Origin of the sequence: Cohnella sp. GCM10012308 (genome assembly GCF_042649185.1) — a bacterium.
Taxonomy (GTDB): domain Bacteria; phylum Bacillota; class Bacilli; order Paenibacillales; family Paenibacillaceae; genus Cohnella.
The window spans coordinates 99,618-113,435 of record NZ_JBHRYU010000017.1 but is presented as its reverse complement, the minus strand read 5'-3'; the positions used below and the strand labels follow the sequence as shown (position 1 = coordinate 113,435).

The 13,818-nt window shown below is 61.3% G+C and carries 8 protein-coding genes; 7 read left to right on the top strand and 1 reads right to left on the bottom strand.

What is annotated here, in order from left to right; translation table 11 throughout:
- Nucleotides 1-126 precede the first annotated feature (126 nt).
- Nucleotides 127-930: a carbon-nitrogen family hydrolase gene (locus tag ACFOTD_RS18775; protein ID WP_378121426.1), complete on the top strand. Its 804-nt coding sequence runs from the start codon at nucleotides 127-129 to the stop codon at nucleotides 928-930.
- A 32-nt stretch (nucleotides 931-962) separates the two neighbouring features.
- On the opposite strand, the gene ACFOTD_RS18770 is transcribed toward ACFOTD_RS18775, so the two are convergent.
- Nucleotides 963-1,865, bottom strand: a complete 903-nt coding sequence (locus ACFOTD_RS18770) for a LysR family transcriptional regulator (RefSeq protein ID WP_378121424.1) — start codon at nucleotides 1,863-1,865, stop codon at nucleotides 963-965.
- A gap of 123 nt (nucleotides 1,866-1,988) precedes the next feature.
- On the opposite strand from ACFOTD_RS18770, the gene leuC reads away from it, so the two are divergent.
- The 6 genes from leuC to ACFOTD_RS18740 all read left to right on the top strand — a co-directional run bounded on the left by leuC (nucleotide 1,989) and on the right by ACFOTD_RS18740 (nucleotide 13,717).
- Entirely contained in the window at nucleotides 1,989-3,410 is a 1,422-nt protein-coding gene (leuC, locus tag ACFOTD_RS18765) for a 3-isopropylmalate dehydratase large subunit (RefSeq protein WP_378121422.1), read from the top strand.
- Between the two features lie 18 nt (nucleotides 3,411-3,428).
- Nucleotides 3,429-4,037 carry a 3-isopropylmalate dehydratase small subunit gene (leuD, locus tag ACFOTD_RS18760; protein WP_378121420.1) on the top strand — a complete coding sequence of 203 codons (609 nt, stop codon included), beginning with the start codon at nucleotides 3,429-3,431 and terminating at the stop codon, nucleotides 4,035-4,037.
- 223 nt (nucleotides 4,038-4,260) lie between these two features.
- Complete coding sequence (locus ACFOTD_RS18755) at nucleotides 4,261-5,790, top strand: N-acetylmuramoyl-L-alanine amidase (protein WP_378121418.1); 1,530 nt, start codon at nucleotides 4,261-4,263, stop codon at nucleotides 5,788-5,790.
- 44 nt (nucleotides 5,791-5,834) lie between these two features.
- A complete protein-coding gene (locus tag ACFOTD_RS18750; protein ID WP_378121416.1) occupies nucleotides 5,835-8,543 on the top strand; it encodes an S-layer homology domain-containing protein in 2,709 nt (902 codons plus the stop codon).
- 801 nt (nucleotides 8,544-9,344) lie between these two features.
- The gene (gene nth, locus ACFOTD_RS18745; RefSeq protein WP_378121414.1) at nucleotides 9,345-10,019 is read left to right on the top strand and encodes an endonuclease III; all 675 of its coding nucleotides are present in this window, start codon (nucleotides 9,345-9,347) and stop codon (nucleotides 10,017-10,019) included.
- A complete protein-coding gene (locus tag ACFOTD_RS18740) occupies nucleotides 10,016-13,717 on the top strand; it encodes a dynamin family protein (protein ID WP_378121412.1) in 3,702 nt (1,233 codons plus the stop codon). The genes nth and ACFOTD_RS18740 overlap by 4 nt, the downstream gene beginning before the upstream one ends.
- Nucleotides 13,718-13,818 lie beyond the last annotated feature (101 nt).

Here is a 13,818-nt window from a genome sequence, read left to right as displayed (position 1 = left end):
TCAAGTAGGACAATCGGAAAAGAGGGAAATAACGCTTCTTGTCCGTCAAAAGGGAATCGGTTACGATGAGCTAGTTGCAGGCTCGCCACACGAGAAGAGTCTTACATGGCAAAGGAGCGATTGGGAATGAACGACAAGCTGAAGCTGGCTCTCATCCAAATGGATATACATGCCGGACATCCGGACGATAATTTCGAACGCCTGGCGACGCTGTTGGAGCGGGCTGTGGGCGAAGGCGACAAGCCTGACGTCATCGTCGTGCCGGAGATGTGGAACACCGGCTACGAGCTCGCTCGCATTCGCGAGATTGCCGATCCCGAAGGCGCGCGCACCGTCGATTTTATTTCTTCGTTCAGCCGCAAGCACGGCGTCAATGTCGTGGCGGGCTCCGTCGCGGCCAGCCGCGCCGCGCTCGGCGGCGGGGTGACCAACACGGCTTACGCATTCGACCGCAACGGCAGCCAGATCGCCGAGTATGCCAAAATCCATTTGTTCAAGCTGATGGACGAGCATCTCCATCTTGAGGCGGGCGAGCTGGCAGGGCGGTTCGAGCTCGAAGGCGTGCCGGCGGGCGCGATGATCTGCTACGACATTCGCTTTCCCGAGCTTGCGCGCAAGCTTGCGCTGGACGGCGCAAAGGTGCTGTTCGTGCCGGCGGAATGGCCGCATCCGCGCCTGCACCACTGGCGAACGCTGCTTCAGGCGCGCGCCATCGAGAACCAGATGTACGTCGTCGCCTGCAATCGAAGCGGCATCAGCGGAGAGACGCGGTTTTTCGGCCACTCGATGGTCGTAGATCCGTGGGGCGAGATCGTCGCCGAAGCGGACGAGGAGGAGACGATCCTGCGCGCGGAGATCGACCTCGCGCTGACGGACGAGGTCCGCGGGAGAATCCCGGTATTCGCAGACCGCAGGCCGACGCTCTATTAAGTCGCTCTATTAAATGGAGGCGACCGTATGGCTCATGACGGCTCCAGCTTCCGCATCGTATCCCGAAACGTGGCAATGAAGGCTTCGGCAGCATTGGACAAATACCTGCCTTTGCGGTAGGCGATGACCAGCGTGCGCGTCGGCCGTCCCTTCAGCGGCAAGTAGAAAGGCTGCAGTCCGTCGTGCTCCCTGCGGGTGATCATCTGAGGGACGAAGGCGATGCCCATGCCGGCCGCGACGAGGGACTGCACCGTTTCAATATTGGTGCTCTCCACGGAGACTCGCGGATCGAAGCCCGCCTTGCGGCAGAGGCCGACCGCGATCGCGCGGAAGCCCTGTCCCTTTTTCAGCATGACGAACGCTTCGTCCGCGAGCGCGCCGACGTCCGCCTCGGACGCGCCGCCCGTCGCCAGAGGGTGATCGCGGGGCACCGCGAGGCAGATCTCCTCTTCGAGGATCGGATCGTAGGCGAGCGCAGGCTCGATCAAAGGCAGCGTGAGCAGGCTGACGTCCGTGCCGCCGCTCGCGGTCAGCTGCTCGAGCGTCGCGGACGCCTCTTCGACGAGCGCGATTTCGATGTCGGGGTAGGCCTCGCGGAATGCGGGCAGCACATGCGGCAGGATATGCGAGCCCGTAATCGGCAAAGTGCCCACGACGATCCGTCCTTTGCGCAGGTCTGCAATGTCTTCCATTTCGCGTCTCAGTTGCTCGGTCATATCGACGATCCGCTGCGCTTTTTCGACGAATACCGTTCCGGCGTGGGTCAGCTCGACGCTGTTGGTCGTACGCTTGAACAGCAGGATGCCGAGCTCCTTCTCCAGTTTGGACAACTGCTGGCTAAGCGACGGCTGCGCGATATGAAGCTTCTCGGCGGCGCGCGAGAAGTTCCGCTCGGCGGCGATTTGGATGACGTAATGCAGCAATCTAAACTCCATGGGCGTATCTCCTTATTCGGCTGAACTATCAACTTTATAGATATTATATCTTGGAACAATGATAGAACCAATGTTATTATAGAATCATTCTAGACGAGGATATCTACACGGGGTGAATGTAAAATGAGCAAACAAACGATGTTCGAGAAAATTTGGAACAATCACGTTATTCATTCGGAAGAAGGCAAGCCTAGCATTTTGTATATCGACCTGCACCTCGTTCACGAGGTTACGTCCCCGCAGGCGTTCGAAGGCCTGCGCATGACCGGCCGCAAGGTTCGCCGTCCCGACCTGACGTTCGCGACGATGGACCACAACGTGCCGACCAAAGACCGCTTCAACATTGCCGATCCGATCTCCAAGCAGCAGATCGACACGCTGACGACCAATGCTGCCGAGTTCGGCGTCAAGCTGTACGACCTCAACACGATCGACCAGGGCGTCGTGCACGTCATGGGTCCCGAGCTGGGCCTGACTCATCCGGGCAAGACGATCGTTTGCGGCGACAGCCACACCTCGACGCACGGCGCGTTCGGCGCGCTGGCGTTCGGCATCGGCACGAGCGAGGTCGAGCACGTGCTCGCGACCCAGTGTCTGCAGCAATCGAAGGCTAAGACGATGAAGGTCAACTTCATCGGCAAGCGTCCGGCCGGCATCACGGCGAAGGATCTCATTCTCGGCCTGATCGCCAAGTACGGCACCGACTTCGCGACCGGCTACGTCATCGAGTACACGGGCGAATCGATCAAGGGGCTGACGATGGAAGAGCGCATGACCGTCTGCAACATGTCCATCGAAGGCGGCGCGCGCGCCGGCCTGATCGCGCCGGACGAGACGACGTTCAACTACCTGCGCGGACGCGAATACGCGCCGCAAGGCGAAGACTTCGACCGCGCCGTCGAGCAATGGAAGGCATTGACGACGGACGAAGGCGCCGTATACGACACCGAGGTCGATCTTGACGTCGCGACGCTCGTGCCGCAAGTCACCTGGGGTACGAGCCCGGGCATGGGCACCGGCATCACGTCGATCGTGCCTTATCCGGAGCAGCTGCCGACCGAGAACGAACGCAAAGCTGCCGAAAAGGCGCTTGAATACATGGATCTGGCGCCGGGAACCCCGATGTCCGAGATTCCGATCGATTACGTGTTCATCGGCTCTTGCACCAACGGCCGGATCGAGGATCTTCGCGCAGCCGCGTCCGTGGCGAGCGGGCACAGCGTGAGCCCGAACGTTACCGCGATCGTCGTCCCGGGCTCCGGGCGCGTCAAGATCCAGGCGGAAAAGGAAGGCCTGGACAAGATCTTCACCGCCGCCGGATTCGAATGGCGCGAAGCGGGCTGCTCGATGTGCCTTGCGATGAACCCGGACGTCCTGCAGCCCGGCCAGCGCTGCGCTTCGACGTCCAACCGCAACTTCGAGGGCCGTCAGGGCCGCGGCGGACGCACGCACCTCGTATCGCCGGAGATGGCTGCGGCTGCAGCGATCAAGGGCAAGTTCACCGACGTCCGCAACTGGGAATTCAAGTCCGAAGTGACGGCTTAAGAGGGGAGACATACGCATATGCAACCATTTATCAAATCCACGGGTCTCGTCGCGCCGGTCGACCGCGTCAACGTCGATACCGACGCCATCATTCCCAAGCAATTCCTGAAGCGCATCGAGCGCAGCGGCTTCGGCCAGTTCCTGTTCTTCGAATGGAGATTCGACGAGCAGGGAGCCGTCATTCCCGAGTTCAACCTGAACAAGCCGCGCTACCAAGGCTCCACGGTCCTGCTGTCGCGCGCCAACTTCGGCTGCGGCTCCTCCCGCGAGCACGCGCCTTGGGCGATTCTCGACTACGGCTTTAACGTCATCATCGCGCCGTCCTACGCGGACATTTTCTACAACAACTGCTTCAAGAACAGCATCCTGCCGATCAAGCTGAGCGAGGAGCAGGTCGACGACCTGTTCAAGCGCACCGAAGCCAGCGAGGGCTACAAGCTGACCGTCGACCTGGAGAACAAGGTCATCACCGACGATCAAGGCCTGCGCATTCCGTTCGAGCTCGACGAGCACCGCCGCCAGTTCCTGCTGCAGGGACTCGACGATATTGGCCTCACGCTGAAGCACGCGGACGATATCGCAGCATACGAGTCCAAGAACGAAAAGAGACTGGCGAACGTATTTTGATTATTGATTTCTAACGCTATATGGGTCTTCTTTCCCGGGTCGACACTTTTCGGGAAAGAAGGCCTTTTTTTCCGCTTTAACTCGCAACTTTTGACATTGCCCGGCGTCTAAATTAGGGTGGACAAGCCAAAAAGCGCCCCTTCCGGTAAAAAGGTCTGCATAGGACTTTTTTAACGGAAGCGCCGCTTTTGGAACGGCCCAATCATTGACACCGAGGTGAAGCATGAGGTACTGGATTTCCCTGCTGTTTGTCGTATCGATGCTGTTAACGGCCGCCGGTCTCGCCTCCGCGGCGACCGTCACGCCCCAGTTGATTCTGGATGGCGTCGTTTTAATGCCCAAGGAACCGCCCGCGCTAATCGATAGCCGCGTCATGCTGCCGGTCCGTACCGTTACGGAGAGCTTGGGCTACACCGTCAAGTTCGACAATACGACCAAGACAGTAACGGTTTCGAACGGAAATTCGGTCATCGTCATGACCGTCGGCAGCAAAAAGGCGACCATCAACGGCATCGAGAGCGAGCTCGAGGCGGCGCCGATCATCAAGCAGACGACGCCGCAGACGGCCACGACGATGGTTCCGCTCATCTTCGTGAAGGACAACTTCGGCGCGGATATCGTTTGGGACAACAAGACGAAGTCCGCGTTCATCTACACGTCGAAGTCCAGCTCAGGCGGAACTTCGGACGGGACGAGCGGGGGCAATGTCGGCGGGAGCGGCGACAACGCTTCCGGCGGCGGCATGATCGGCGTCGTCGACGAGGATCCGCCCTCTACGGACGGAGGCAACGGCACGACGGTCACCGACCCGTACACGAGCCTTGCGTACATTCACGGGATCCGTTTCGAAAACGAAACGGTGATACTGAGCTACGAGGGAACGTTAGAGCCGGTCGTCACGTCGCTGACGGGTCCGGACCGCATCGTGGTAGACGTGCCCAAGTCCGACTTCGCCACGGACTTCGCTCAGAATCTTGTGGTGAACGGCACGACGGCGAAGAGCGGCACCTATCCGGTCGCCGGTCATCCGGTGCTGACGCAAGTTCGCTATTCGCTTTTCCAGACCAATCCGAACGCCCTGCGTTTCGTGCTTGACCTGAGCAGCGCTTACGGCTACGAGGTCCAAAACGACGCGTCTGCCGGCGAGCTCAAAATCAAGCTGAGCGCGGATGCGGTGCCGCCGGTTACGCCGCCGGTAACCGATCCTCAGAACAAGGTGTACACGGTCGTGCTCGACGCCGGACACGGCGGAACGGACTCCGGCGCGATCGGCGTCAGCGGCAAATACGAGAAAACCTTCAATCTGGCCGTTATCCTGAAAGTGCAGGCGCTGCTTGCGACCGATCCACGGATCAAGATCGTGATGACGCGATCGGGGGACACGTTCCCGTCGCTCAGCGACAGATACAATCTGGCCAACTCGATCAAAGCCGACCTGTTCCTGTCCGTTCACGCGAACAGCAGCACCAAGAACACGGTCAGCGGAACCGAAGTCTACTACACGCGCGCGGAGAGCCTCGCCTTCGCCAACGTCGTGAAGCAATACGCGACGCCGGCAACGGGCTTGACGGACCGCGGCGTCATCCAGAAGAGTCTTGCGGTCACGCGCGAGACCAAGATGCCGGCCGTGCTATTCGAAGCCGGATATCTGTCGAACGCGACGGAAGAAAAGAAGCTGTTCACCGAAGACTTCCAGAATCGTACGGCTGCCGGCCTTGCCGCCGCGGTCAAAGCTTATCTTAAATTAGCGTGACGGCCGGCGAGTCCGGCCTGCCGCATGATCGGAGAGATCGCACGATGTCGTTCAAACCAAGGAATCTGCTATTATCCTTTCTTCTACTGGCACTGCTCTGGTCCGGCGCCGCAGCCGTAGGGCCGACGTCAACCGCCTCCGCGGCCTCGAAGACGCCGTTCACCGACGTCGTGGCCGGCCACTGGGCGGAGAAACATATCGCCAAGCTGGCGCTTCAAGGACTGATCGCGGGCAAGGGCGCCAACCTGTTCGCGCCGAACGACAGCGTCAAGCGACAGGATGCGGTCATCATCGCGATTCGCTTTCTCGGCCTTGAGCAAAAGGCGCTGGATTCCGGCGTCGCCGCCTTCCCGAGCACGTTTAACGTCAGTGCATATGCCAACCTCTACGTCAGCTACGCGCTGAAGGAAGGGCTGCTTAACCGTAACGAAGAGTTCGCGCTCGCCGAAGCGGCGCCCAAAGTCAATTGGGGCGAAGCGCCTGCGACTCGCGAGTGGATCGCGCGCTTGCTCGTCCGCACGATCGGCAAGACGGCGGCAAGCGGCGCTACGTCCTTCGCCGACAACGCTTCAATCGACAAGGATCTGGTCGGCTTCGTCAAAGCCGCGGTCGATCTGGATCTCGTGAAGGGACTGAGCGGCAACACGTTCGCGCCTAAGGGCGTTGTGACCCGGGCGACCGCGGCGACGCTGTTCAGCCGCGCGGAAGCGGCGAAGCAGGTCGCTTATCCGAAGCAAACGACAGGGATGCTGCTCGGCGCCGACGCGAGCGGCGTTACCGTACTGCAAGCGAACGGCACGGCGACCGCATATTCAGTCGGAACCGGCACGCTATACTCGCGTCTTGACAGCGAGGCGCTGACGGCGCAGGACGCGCTCAAGGTTTACGGCACCGTAAACGTCATCGCGGCCGCGGACGGCTCCGCGGCTTACGTCGAACAGGCGAGCGATACTCCGCAAGTCAAGACTGTGCAGGGCAAGCTTGTCGTCGTTAGCGCGTCCAAGTCTTCGATCACGCTGCTGAGCGGAGAAGACGTGCAGTCTTATTCTTACGATGCGTCAAGGCTGCCGTCCGCGACGGACGCGGAGAACAACAAGGTGGCGCTGGCGGATCTGCCCGAAAACGCGGACCTAACGCTGACGATCGATACGTATACGCAATCCGGCAAAATTCTTGCGGTCAAGACCGGCCAATCGGCCGTCTCCAAGACCGGCACCGGCACGGTGCTCGGCGTCGATACGGCTAATCGCAAGCTTGAGGTCAAGGACAACGCCACGTCGATCGCCGAGACCCGCGCGCTTGACGCCAACGCGGTGCTGCGCACGGTCAGCGGCGTGCCTGCGGCCATCGGCGATATCAAGGTCGGCGATACGGTTTCCTACGAGATCAAAGGCGGCCTTTATACAAAGGTTACGGTCACGAAGAGCGCCGTCGCCGCCAGCGCGACGGGCACGCTGTTCAAGATCGATACGACCGCGCAGACGATCCAATACCGGATCGCCGGCGCGAGCGACATCATCGGCAAGGAATACGTCGCGGGCGTCTCGGTCAAAATTTCGGGACTGAATAACGCTACGCTCGCCGATCTGTATTCTGGCGACGCGGTCACGCTCACGCTGAACGCGGAAGGCAAGGTCACCGCTGTCGAGGCGACGGGCCGGAGCGTCCAGGTTCAGAACGGGCTGATCGTATCTTCTTACGATTCCGATGCCAAGGTGCTCATCCTTAAAGATGCCGCAGGAAGCATCAAAACTTTCACCCTCGGCTCCGGCGTGCGCTTTGATCTGAACGGCACGACGATCACCGCGGACGCGGGCACGAGCATGCTCTACAAAGGCCGCAAGGTCGATATCGGCTACTCGGGCAGCAACATCGTGTCCATTTCGTTCGTCGCCCAATACAAGGGGACGGTGTCGATTAACAATACGACGACGAAGACGCTCCAGATCTTGCTGGATAACAACTCGACCGTGACGGTACCTTACACTTCGCCAACTGTTGAGATTTACGGCCAGACGAACCGCACCTATGCGGATATCAAGGCGGGCGACAAGATCGTCGCGCTGCTCGACGGCGGACAAAACTACGCGGTCGGACTGCAGGTCGTGAAGACCGTTCAGTTCGAAGTCACATCCGTCGACACGGCTGCGGCCAAGCTCAAGGCCAAGGCTTCCGACGGTTCGGTCGCCGAGTGGACGATCGTCACCGGCTTCGCGCTGCAGGACGCAAGCGGCAACGCCGTGCAGCTGTCCGGCTTCGCTGCAGGAACGCTGCTGAACGTGACGCTGCAAGGTACGACGCCGACGCTCGCGAAGATCGTGCCGTCGACGTTCGGACGCGTGGTCGCGATCGACACGGCCGCAGGCACGATCGACCTTCGCACCGGCACCGGCGCCGCTGTGAAGCAGACGGTCGGCGTTACGCCGCTCGTCGTACGCAACGGCGTCTCGTCGAATTCGCTGTCCGCGATTCAGCTGGACGACCGCGTCGAGCTGCGCAAGGACGAGAACGACCGTACGATTTTGAACGTCGTTACGCCGATCAGCAAGACCTACTGGCGCACCGACAAGACGACGAACACGTTCTATTACCAAAAGGAATCGTTGAACGACGACAACTATTCGGTCGCGCTGTCTCCGCAAGCTTACATTCACCAAGGCGATACGCTGATCACGACGGACAGCCTGAACTTCGGCGATCCGATCAACGTATACGTCCTGCGCGGCAAGGCGATCGAGATCGTGAAGCCATAACGCTGGACCTTTACCGGTAATGCCCGCTAGACCAAACGACGGCTCCGCTTAACGGCGGGGCCGTTTTTGTTGATTTCGCAAATTTGATTTTATGATCGATGAAGTCTGCGGGCTTAGAAAAATGAAGCGGAATTGAGGCGTCGCACTTTTCCCCGACCCGGCGGCGACGTTTGTTGGACAGGGAAGCGCGCGATCGGCGGGCGGGCGTATTCGGGATGTTCGGCGGAGTCGTAAAACCTGCATTTGAAGTCAATTTCATAATTCAAAAAATCGCAAGTTCAAACAAACTTATTCATAAGATTTGGCGAATAACGTTCGGTTTTGGGATTATTTCCGAATCTCAGAGATTCTATTTCGTATTAAAAGTTCGGATTTATACTGGAAAAAAATGTTTATGAAATTGACTTTTTGTACATGTATTTTCTATCGAAACGAAGACACTTGATGAAATACCTGCAAATGTGCAGATAAATTAAAGGCACCAGTCGGAAACCAGGCTGAGATAGAAAAATAACTGCGCATTTGCATCAATTTTGTTCAAAAGGGGCGGCCTCGGCAAAAAAAGATGTATATCTGCAGGCATTGCGACGAAAGAACGACGCGGGCGAAAATTGACCGCGCTACCGGAACGGCTCTCATCTGAGCCATCGATAGGCGCTACGCGAGTTTATATGGGCCAGATCTAAAAGGACCGTCGGGATCCGTCCCCAGGCCGTTTTTCTTGTCGAATCGCCGAACTTCCGCTACACTGAAAGTTAATGCTTAAATAGGGAAACAAGGCATGGGAGATGGAAGCAAGCAATGAATAAAACGAAGATGCGGTATATTTTGGACGAGATCGCCAAAATGTTCCCGGACGCGCACTGCGAGCTGAACCACCGCAACCCGTTCGAGCTGACGATCGCCGTGCTGTTGTCGGCGCAGTGTACGGACGAGACGGTGAATCGCGTCACCGCCACGCTGTTCGAGAAATATACTAAGCCGCAGGATTACTTGAACGTACCGCTCGAGGAGCTGGAAAACGATATTCGGCGCATCGGCCTGTTCCGCAACAAGGCGGCCAATATCCAGAAGCTGAGCCGAATCTTGATCGACAAATACGACGGCGACGTGCCGGCCAGCCACGAGGGATTGACCGAGCTGCCCGGCGTCGGAAGGAAGACGGCCAACGTGGTCATGTCCAACGCCTTCGACGTGCCCGCCATCGCGGTCGATACCCATGTGGAGCGGGTGTCCAAGCGGCTCGCCGCGGCGAAGCCGGACGACTCCGTGCTCGAGGTGGAGAAGAAGCTGATGAAGCTCGTTCCGCGGGAGGAATGGACGCTGACGCACCACCGTCTCATTTTCTTCGGACGCTATCATTGCAAGGCGCAAAATCCGAAATGCGAGATTTGCCCGCTGCTGGACATTTGTCCGGAGGGAAAGCGAAGAATGAAGCCGACGACGGTTCGTAAGCGGGGAGGGGCAGCATCATGACGGCGGGAAAATTGGAAACCGTGACGGAAAGGCCTGTTGCGGGGCAAAGCGACTTGCGCACATACGGCGATGCGCTTCGGAAGATGTCCCAAGCCGCCGCGGAGGCGGGAGACGCTTTAATCGGCGGCAAGCTCGCGGAGCTGGCGGGCAAGCTGTCGCTGGACATCGCCACGCTGGCTTTCTGCGGCCACTTTTCCGCAGGCAAGTCGACGCTCGTAAACGCGCTGTGCGGCGCGCAGCTGCTGCCGTCGTCGCCGATCCCGACGAGCGCCAACGTCGTCACGATCGCCAACGGCGAGCCGGCGGTCAAGGTCGAGTTCGTCGGCAAGGACGGCACGGTGAAGGAAATACCGGGCGTATCCGTCGATCGGCTGGGCGATCTTGCCGTAGACGGGGAGGGCGTGTCCGCGATCGACGTCCGTTACCCGATCCCGCTCCTTGGACAATCGCTTGCGCTCGTCGATACGCCGGGGGTGGACTCCACGGACGGCGCGCATCGCGCCGCGACGGAGTCCGCGCTGCATCTGGCCGACGTCGTTTTTTACGTGACGGACTACAACCACGTTTTGTCCGACGTGAACTTCCGGTTCCTCCGCATGCTGCATCAATGGGGGAAGCCGACGTACTTGATCGTAAACCAGATCGACAAGCATCGCGAGAGCGAAGTGCGCTTCGAAGCGTTCCGGGAGGGACTCGGGAGCGCGCTTGAAGCCTGGCGCATCGAACTGGCGGGCCTCTTGTTCCTATCGATGCGCCGGCCCGATCACCCGCTCTCGCAAATGAGCGAGCTGCTGCGCGTCATCGAGGCGCTTAAGGGCGAAAAGGAGAAGCTGCTGCGGCACAGCGCTGACCGCTCTGCCAGGCATTTGGCGGGCGAGTACAAGGAAGGGCTGCTGCAGCGTCAGGGCGAAAAGCGGGATGCGCTGCTTGCGCAGGCTGGCGGAGAGAGCGGTTTGTCCGAGCTGGCGCAGCGGAGCGGCGAGCTCGCTGCCGAGCTGGAAGCGGCGAGGACGGAGGGCGAGCGGCAGCTGGACGGCTTGAAGCGCGAGCTCGATCAGCTGCTGGGGAACGCGGGGCTCACGCCGGCGGAGACGCGCGAAAAGGCGCGGGCCGTGCTGGAGAGCCGGCAAAACGGCTTCAAAGTCGGCTGGCTGGGCAGCGGCGCCAAGACCGAGGCGGAACGGGAGCGCAGGCTCGCCGAGCTCGCCCAGGACTTTGCCGCGCAAGCGGAGGCGAACCTGCACGTTCACGTGCGGGCGATGCTGCGCCGCGAGGCGAGAAACGCCGGCATCGGCGATGCGGCTTGGGAGGCGTCGCTGGAAGCGGCCTTCCCTGCGCCGGACGCTGCGTGGCTGGCGGCGCTCGTCAAGCCGGGAGCGGGAGCCGGCGGCGATGCGACGCTGCAGTACGCGTCCGAGCTGAGCGGGGAATGGAAAAGAAAGGTGCGCAAAACGGCGCTGGAGCGATTCGAGCAAATCGTCGCCACCCGGCAGCCGGAGCGCGACGCGGCGATCGCGTCGCTCGAAGGCTCGATGGCCGAGCTGAAGGACAGGCAAAATGCCGCGGATCGGCTGAGCGCTCTCGACGCGGAGGCGGACGAAGCGGAGCAAAGGCTGGTAGGGATACTGCCAATGGCGGGCGCGGCCGATATCGCGGAGCTTAAGCTGCCGGCGCCGGCTCCGCTTGGCGAGCGGAGCGCGTCGCTGACGATAACGGCGGATGCCGCACCGTCTGTCAACCTGTCGATTGGGAGCGGCGAAGCTGCGACAGAGGAGGCGGCCGAGGCCGGAGAGAGCGCCTCCTATGGCGCTTCCGCCGGCGCCGCCGCGATCCTCGAGCAGGGCGCCGCGATGCTGACGCCGTTTCCCGAGCTCGCGCGGCAGCGCGATGCGCTGTCCGCCAAAGCGGCGCAGCTGCGCGACAGCCGCTTCACGATCGCGCTGTTCGGGGCCTTCAGCGCCGGCAAGTCCTCCTTCGCCAACGCGCTTGTCGGACAGCCGGCGCTGCCCGTATCGCCCAATCCGACGACGGCGACGATCAACCGGATCGTAGCGCCGGCGGAGGATGCGCCTCACGGAACGGCCCGCGTCTATATGAAGGAAGCGGACGATATGCGCAGCGACCTGGCGCATTCGCTCGCGCGTCTCGGCGTTCGGGAGCGGGACATCGACGCCGCGGCAGGACCGGCGGAGCTGTTTGCCTTGGCGGCGCGCATGTCGCCGGACGATATCCACCCGCGAGGCAGGCCGCATCTGGCGTTTCTTCGGGCTGCCTCGCGCGGCTGGGAGCGCTACGGTCCGCTGCTCGGCACTTCGTTTACGGCGGAGGGAGCCGATTACCGCCGCTACGTGGCGGACGAGGAAGCATCCTGCTTCGTCGCCTCGGCAGACTTGCATGTCGACTCGCCGCTGACCCGCAGCGGGGCGGTGCTGGTGGATACGCCCGGAGCGGACTCGATCAATGCGCGGCATACGGGGGTCGCCTTCGAGTACATTAAAAATGCGGATGCCGTCCTGTTCGTCACGTATTACAATCACGCCTTCACCGAAGCCGACCGGAGCTTCCTTCATCAGCTCGGCAGCGTCAAGGACGCCTTCGAGCTCGACAAGATGTTTTTCGTGCTCAATGCCGCGGACCTTGCTTCTTCGGCAGAGGAGCTGGCGGGCGTTGCCGCGCACGTCGAGACGCAGCTGCTTAAGCACGGCATCCGGCAGCCCCGCATTTATCCCGTCTCAAGTCTACTAGGCCTCGAAGCCAAGCTGGCTGGCGACGCGGCGGGACGACGGAGCTCGGGGCTCGCGGATTTCGAGGCTGCGTTCCGGCGTTTTGCCGACGAGGAGCTGGGCAGTCTCGCCCTCGCCTCCGCGCGCAAGCAGCTGGATCGGATCGGCTCTCGCATCGACGGTCTGCTCGGCTCCGCCAGCGAGGATGCGGCGAGCCGCCAGGCGTCCGCCGCCGGCATGCTTCGGGCCGCCGAGACGCTTCGGGAGGCCTGGACGACCGGAACGCCGGATGCGGCCGTCCAGCCGCTCGTCGAGGAGCTGGGCGAGCAGCTGTACCATTTGCGCCGCAGGGTACAGTATCGTTTCGGCGAGCATTTCATGACGGCCTTCCATCCTTCCGTGCTTCAGGACGACGGTCGCGACCTGCGCAAGCTCATCGTGTCTTGCTGGCTGGACCTGAAGCGCGGCGTCGGCGAGGACTTGCAGCAGGAGCTGCGCTCCGCCGGCCTCCGCATGGAGACCGCGCTCGGACGTCTTCTTGGCCGGCAGGTCGAAGACGGGATCGCCAGGGCCGGCCTCGGCGGCTTCGAGACGGAGGCGCCGTCTGCGCCGTCGCTCAGCCTTCCGGTGCCGGCGCCCTTCGGCGCAGGCCCGGACTGGGACGGCCGCAAGCTGTGGCAGGCGTTCCGCAGCCCGAAGCACTTCTTTGAGCGCGAGGGCAGCGCGGCGCTCAAGAATGAAGCGGAGGCCGCGTTATTCCAGGCGGCCGACGCCTGGCTCGCCGGTACCCGGGAAGCCTGGGCAGCCCGGCTTGCGTCCGCTTTCGAAAGCGAGCTTCAAGCCTTCTCGGCGCGGCTGTCGGCAGAGCTGGCCGCTTATGCGGACGGCATCAGGCGCGCGCTTGAGACGCCGGGCATGGAGGAAGCGCTCAGACGTCTGCAAAGCGAATGGCAAGGACTAAAATCGGGCGTTTAAGCCGATTTTTTACCGGATCCGTATCGCCGCATATCGGCCCTTCTCGCATCGTCACGCGATGCGGGAGGGGTCTTTGCTTGTTTTTGCTCCCGATTGCCTCA

Coding starts and splice junctions, on each gene's coding strand:
- ACFOTD_RS18775 (WP_378121426.1), top strand. CDS start 127: ATGAACGACAAGCTGAAGCTGGCTCTCATCCAAATGGATATACATGCC.
- ACFOTD_RS18770 (WP_378121424.1), bottom strand. CDS start 1,865: ATGGAGTTTAGATTGCTGCATTACGTCATCCAAATCGCCGCCGAGCGG.
- leuC (WP_378121422.1), top strand. CDS start 1,989: ATGAGCAAACAAACGATGTTCGAGAAAATTTGGAACAATCACGTTATT.
- leuD (WP_378121420.1), top strand. CDS start 3,429: ATGCAACCATTTATCAAATCCACGGGTCTCGTCGCGCCGGTCGACCGC.
- ACFOTD_RS18755 (WP_378121418.1), top strand. CDS start 4,261: ATGAGGTACTGGATTTCCCTGCTGTTTGTCGTATCGATGCTGTTAACG.
- ACFOTD_RS18750 (WP_378121416.1), top strand. CDS start 5,835: ATGTCGTTCAAACCAAGGAATCTGCTATTATCCTTTCTTCTACTGGCA.
- nth (WP_378121414.1), top strand. CDS start 9,345: ATGAATAAAACGAAGATGCGGTATATTTTGGACGAGATCGCCAAAATG.
- ACFOTD_RS18740 (WP_378121412.1), top strand. CDS start 10,016: ATGACGGCGGGAAAATTGGAAACCGTGACGGAAAGGCCTGTTGCGGGG.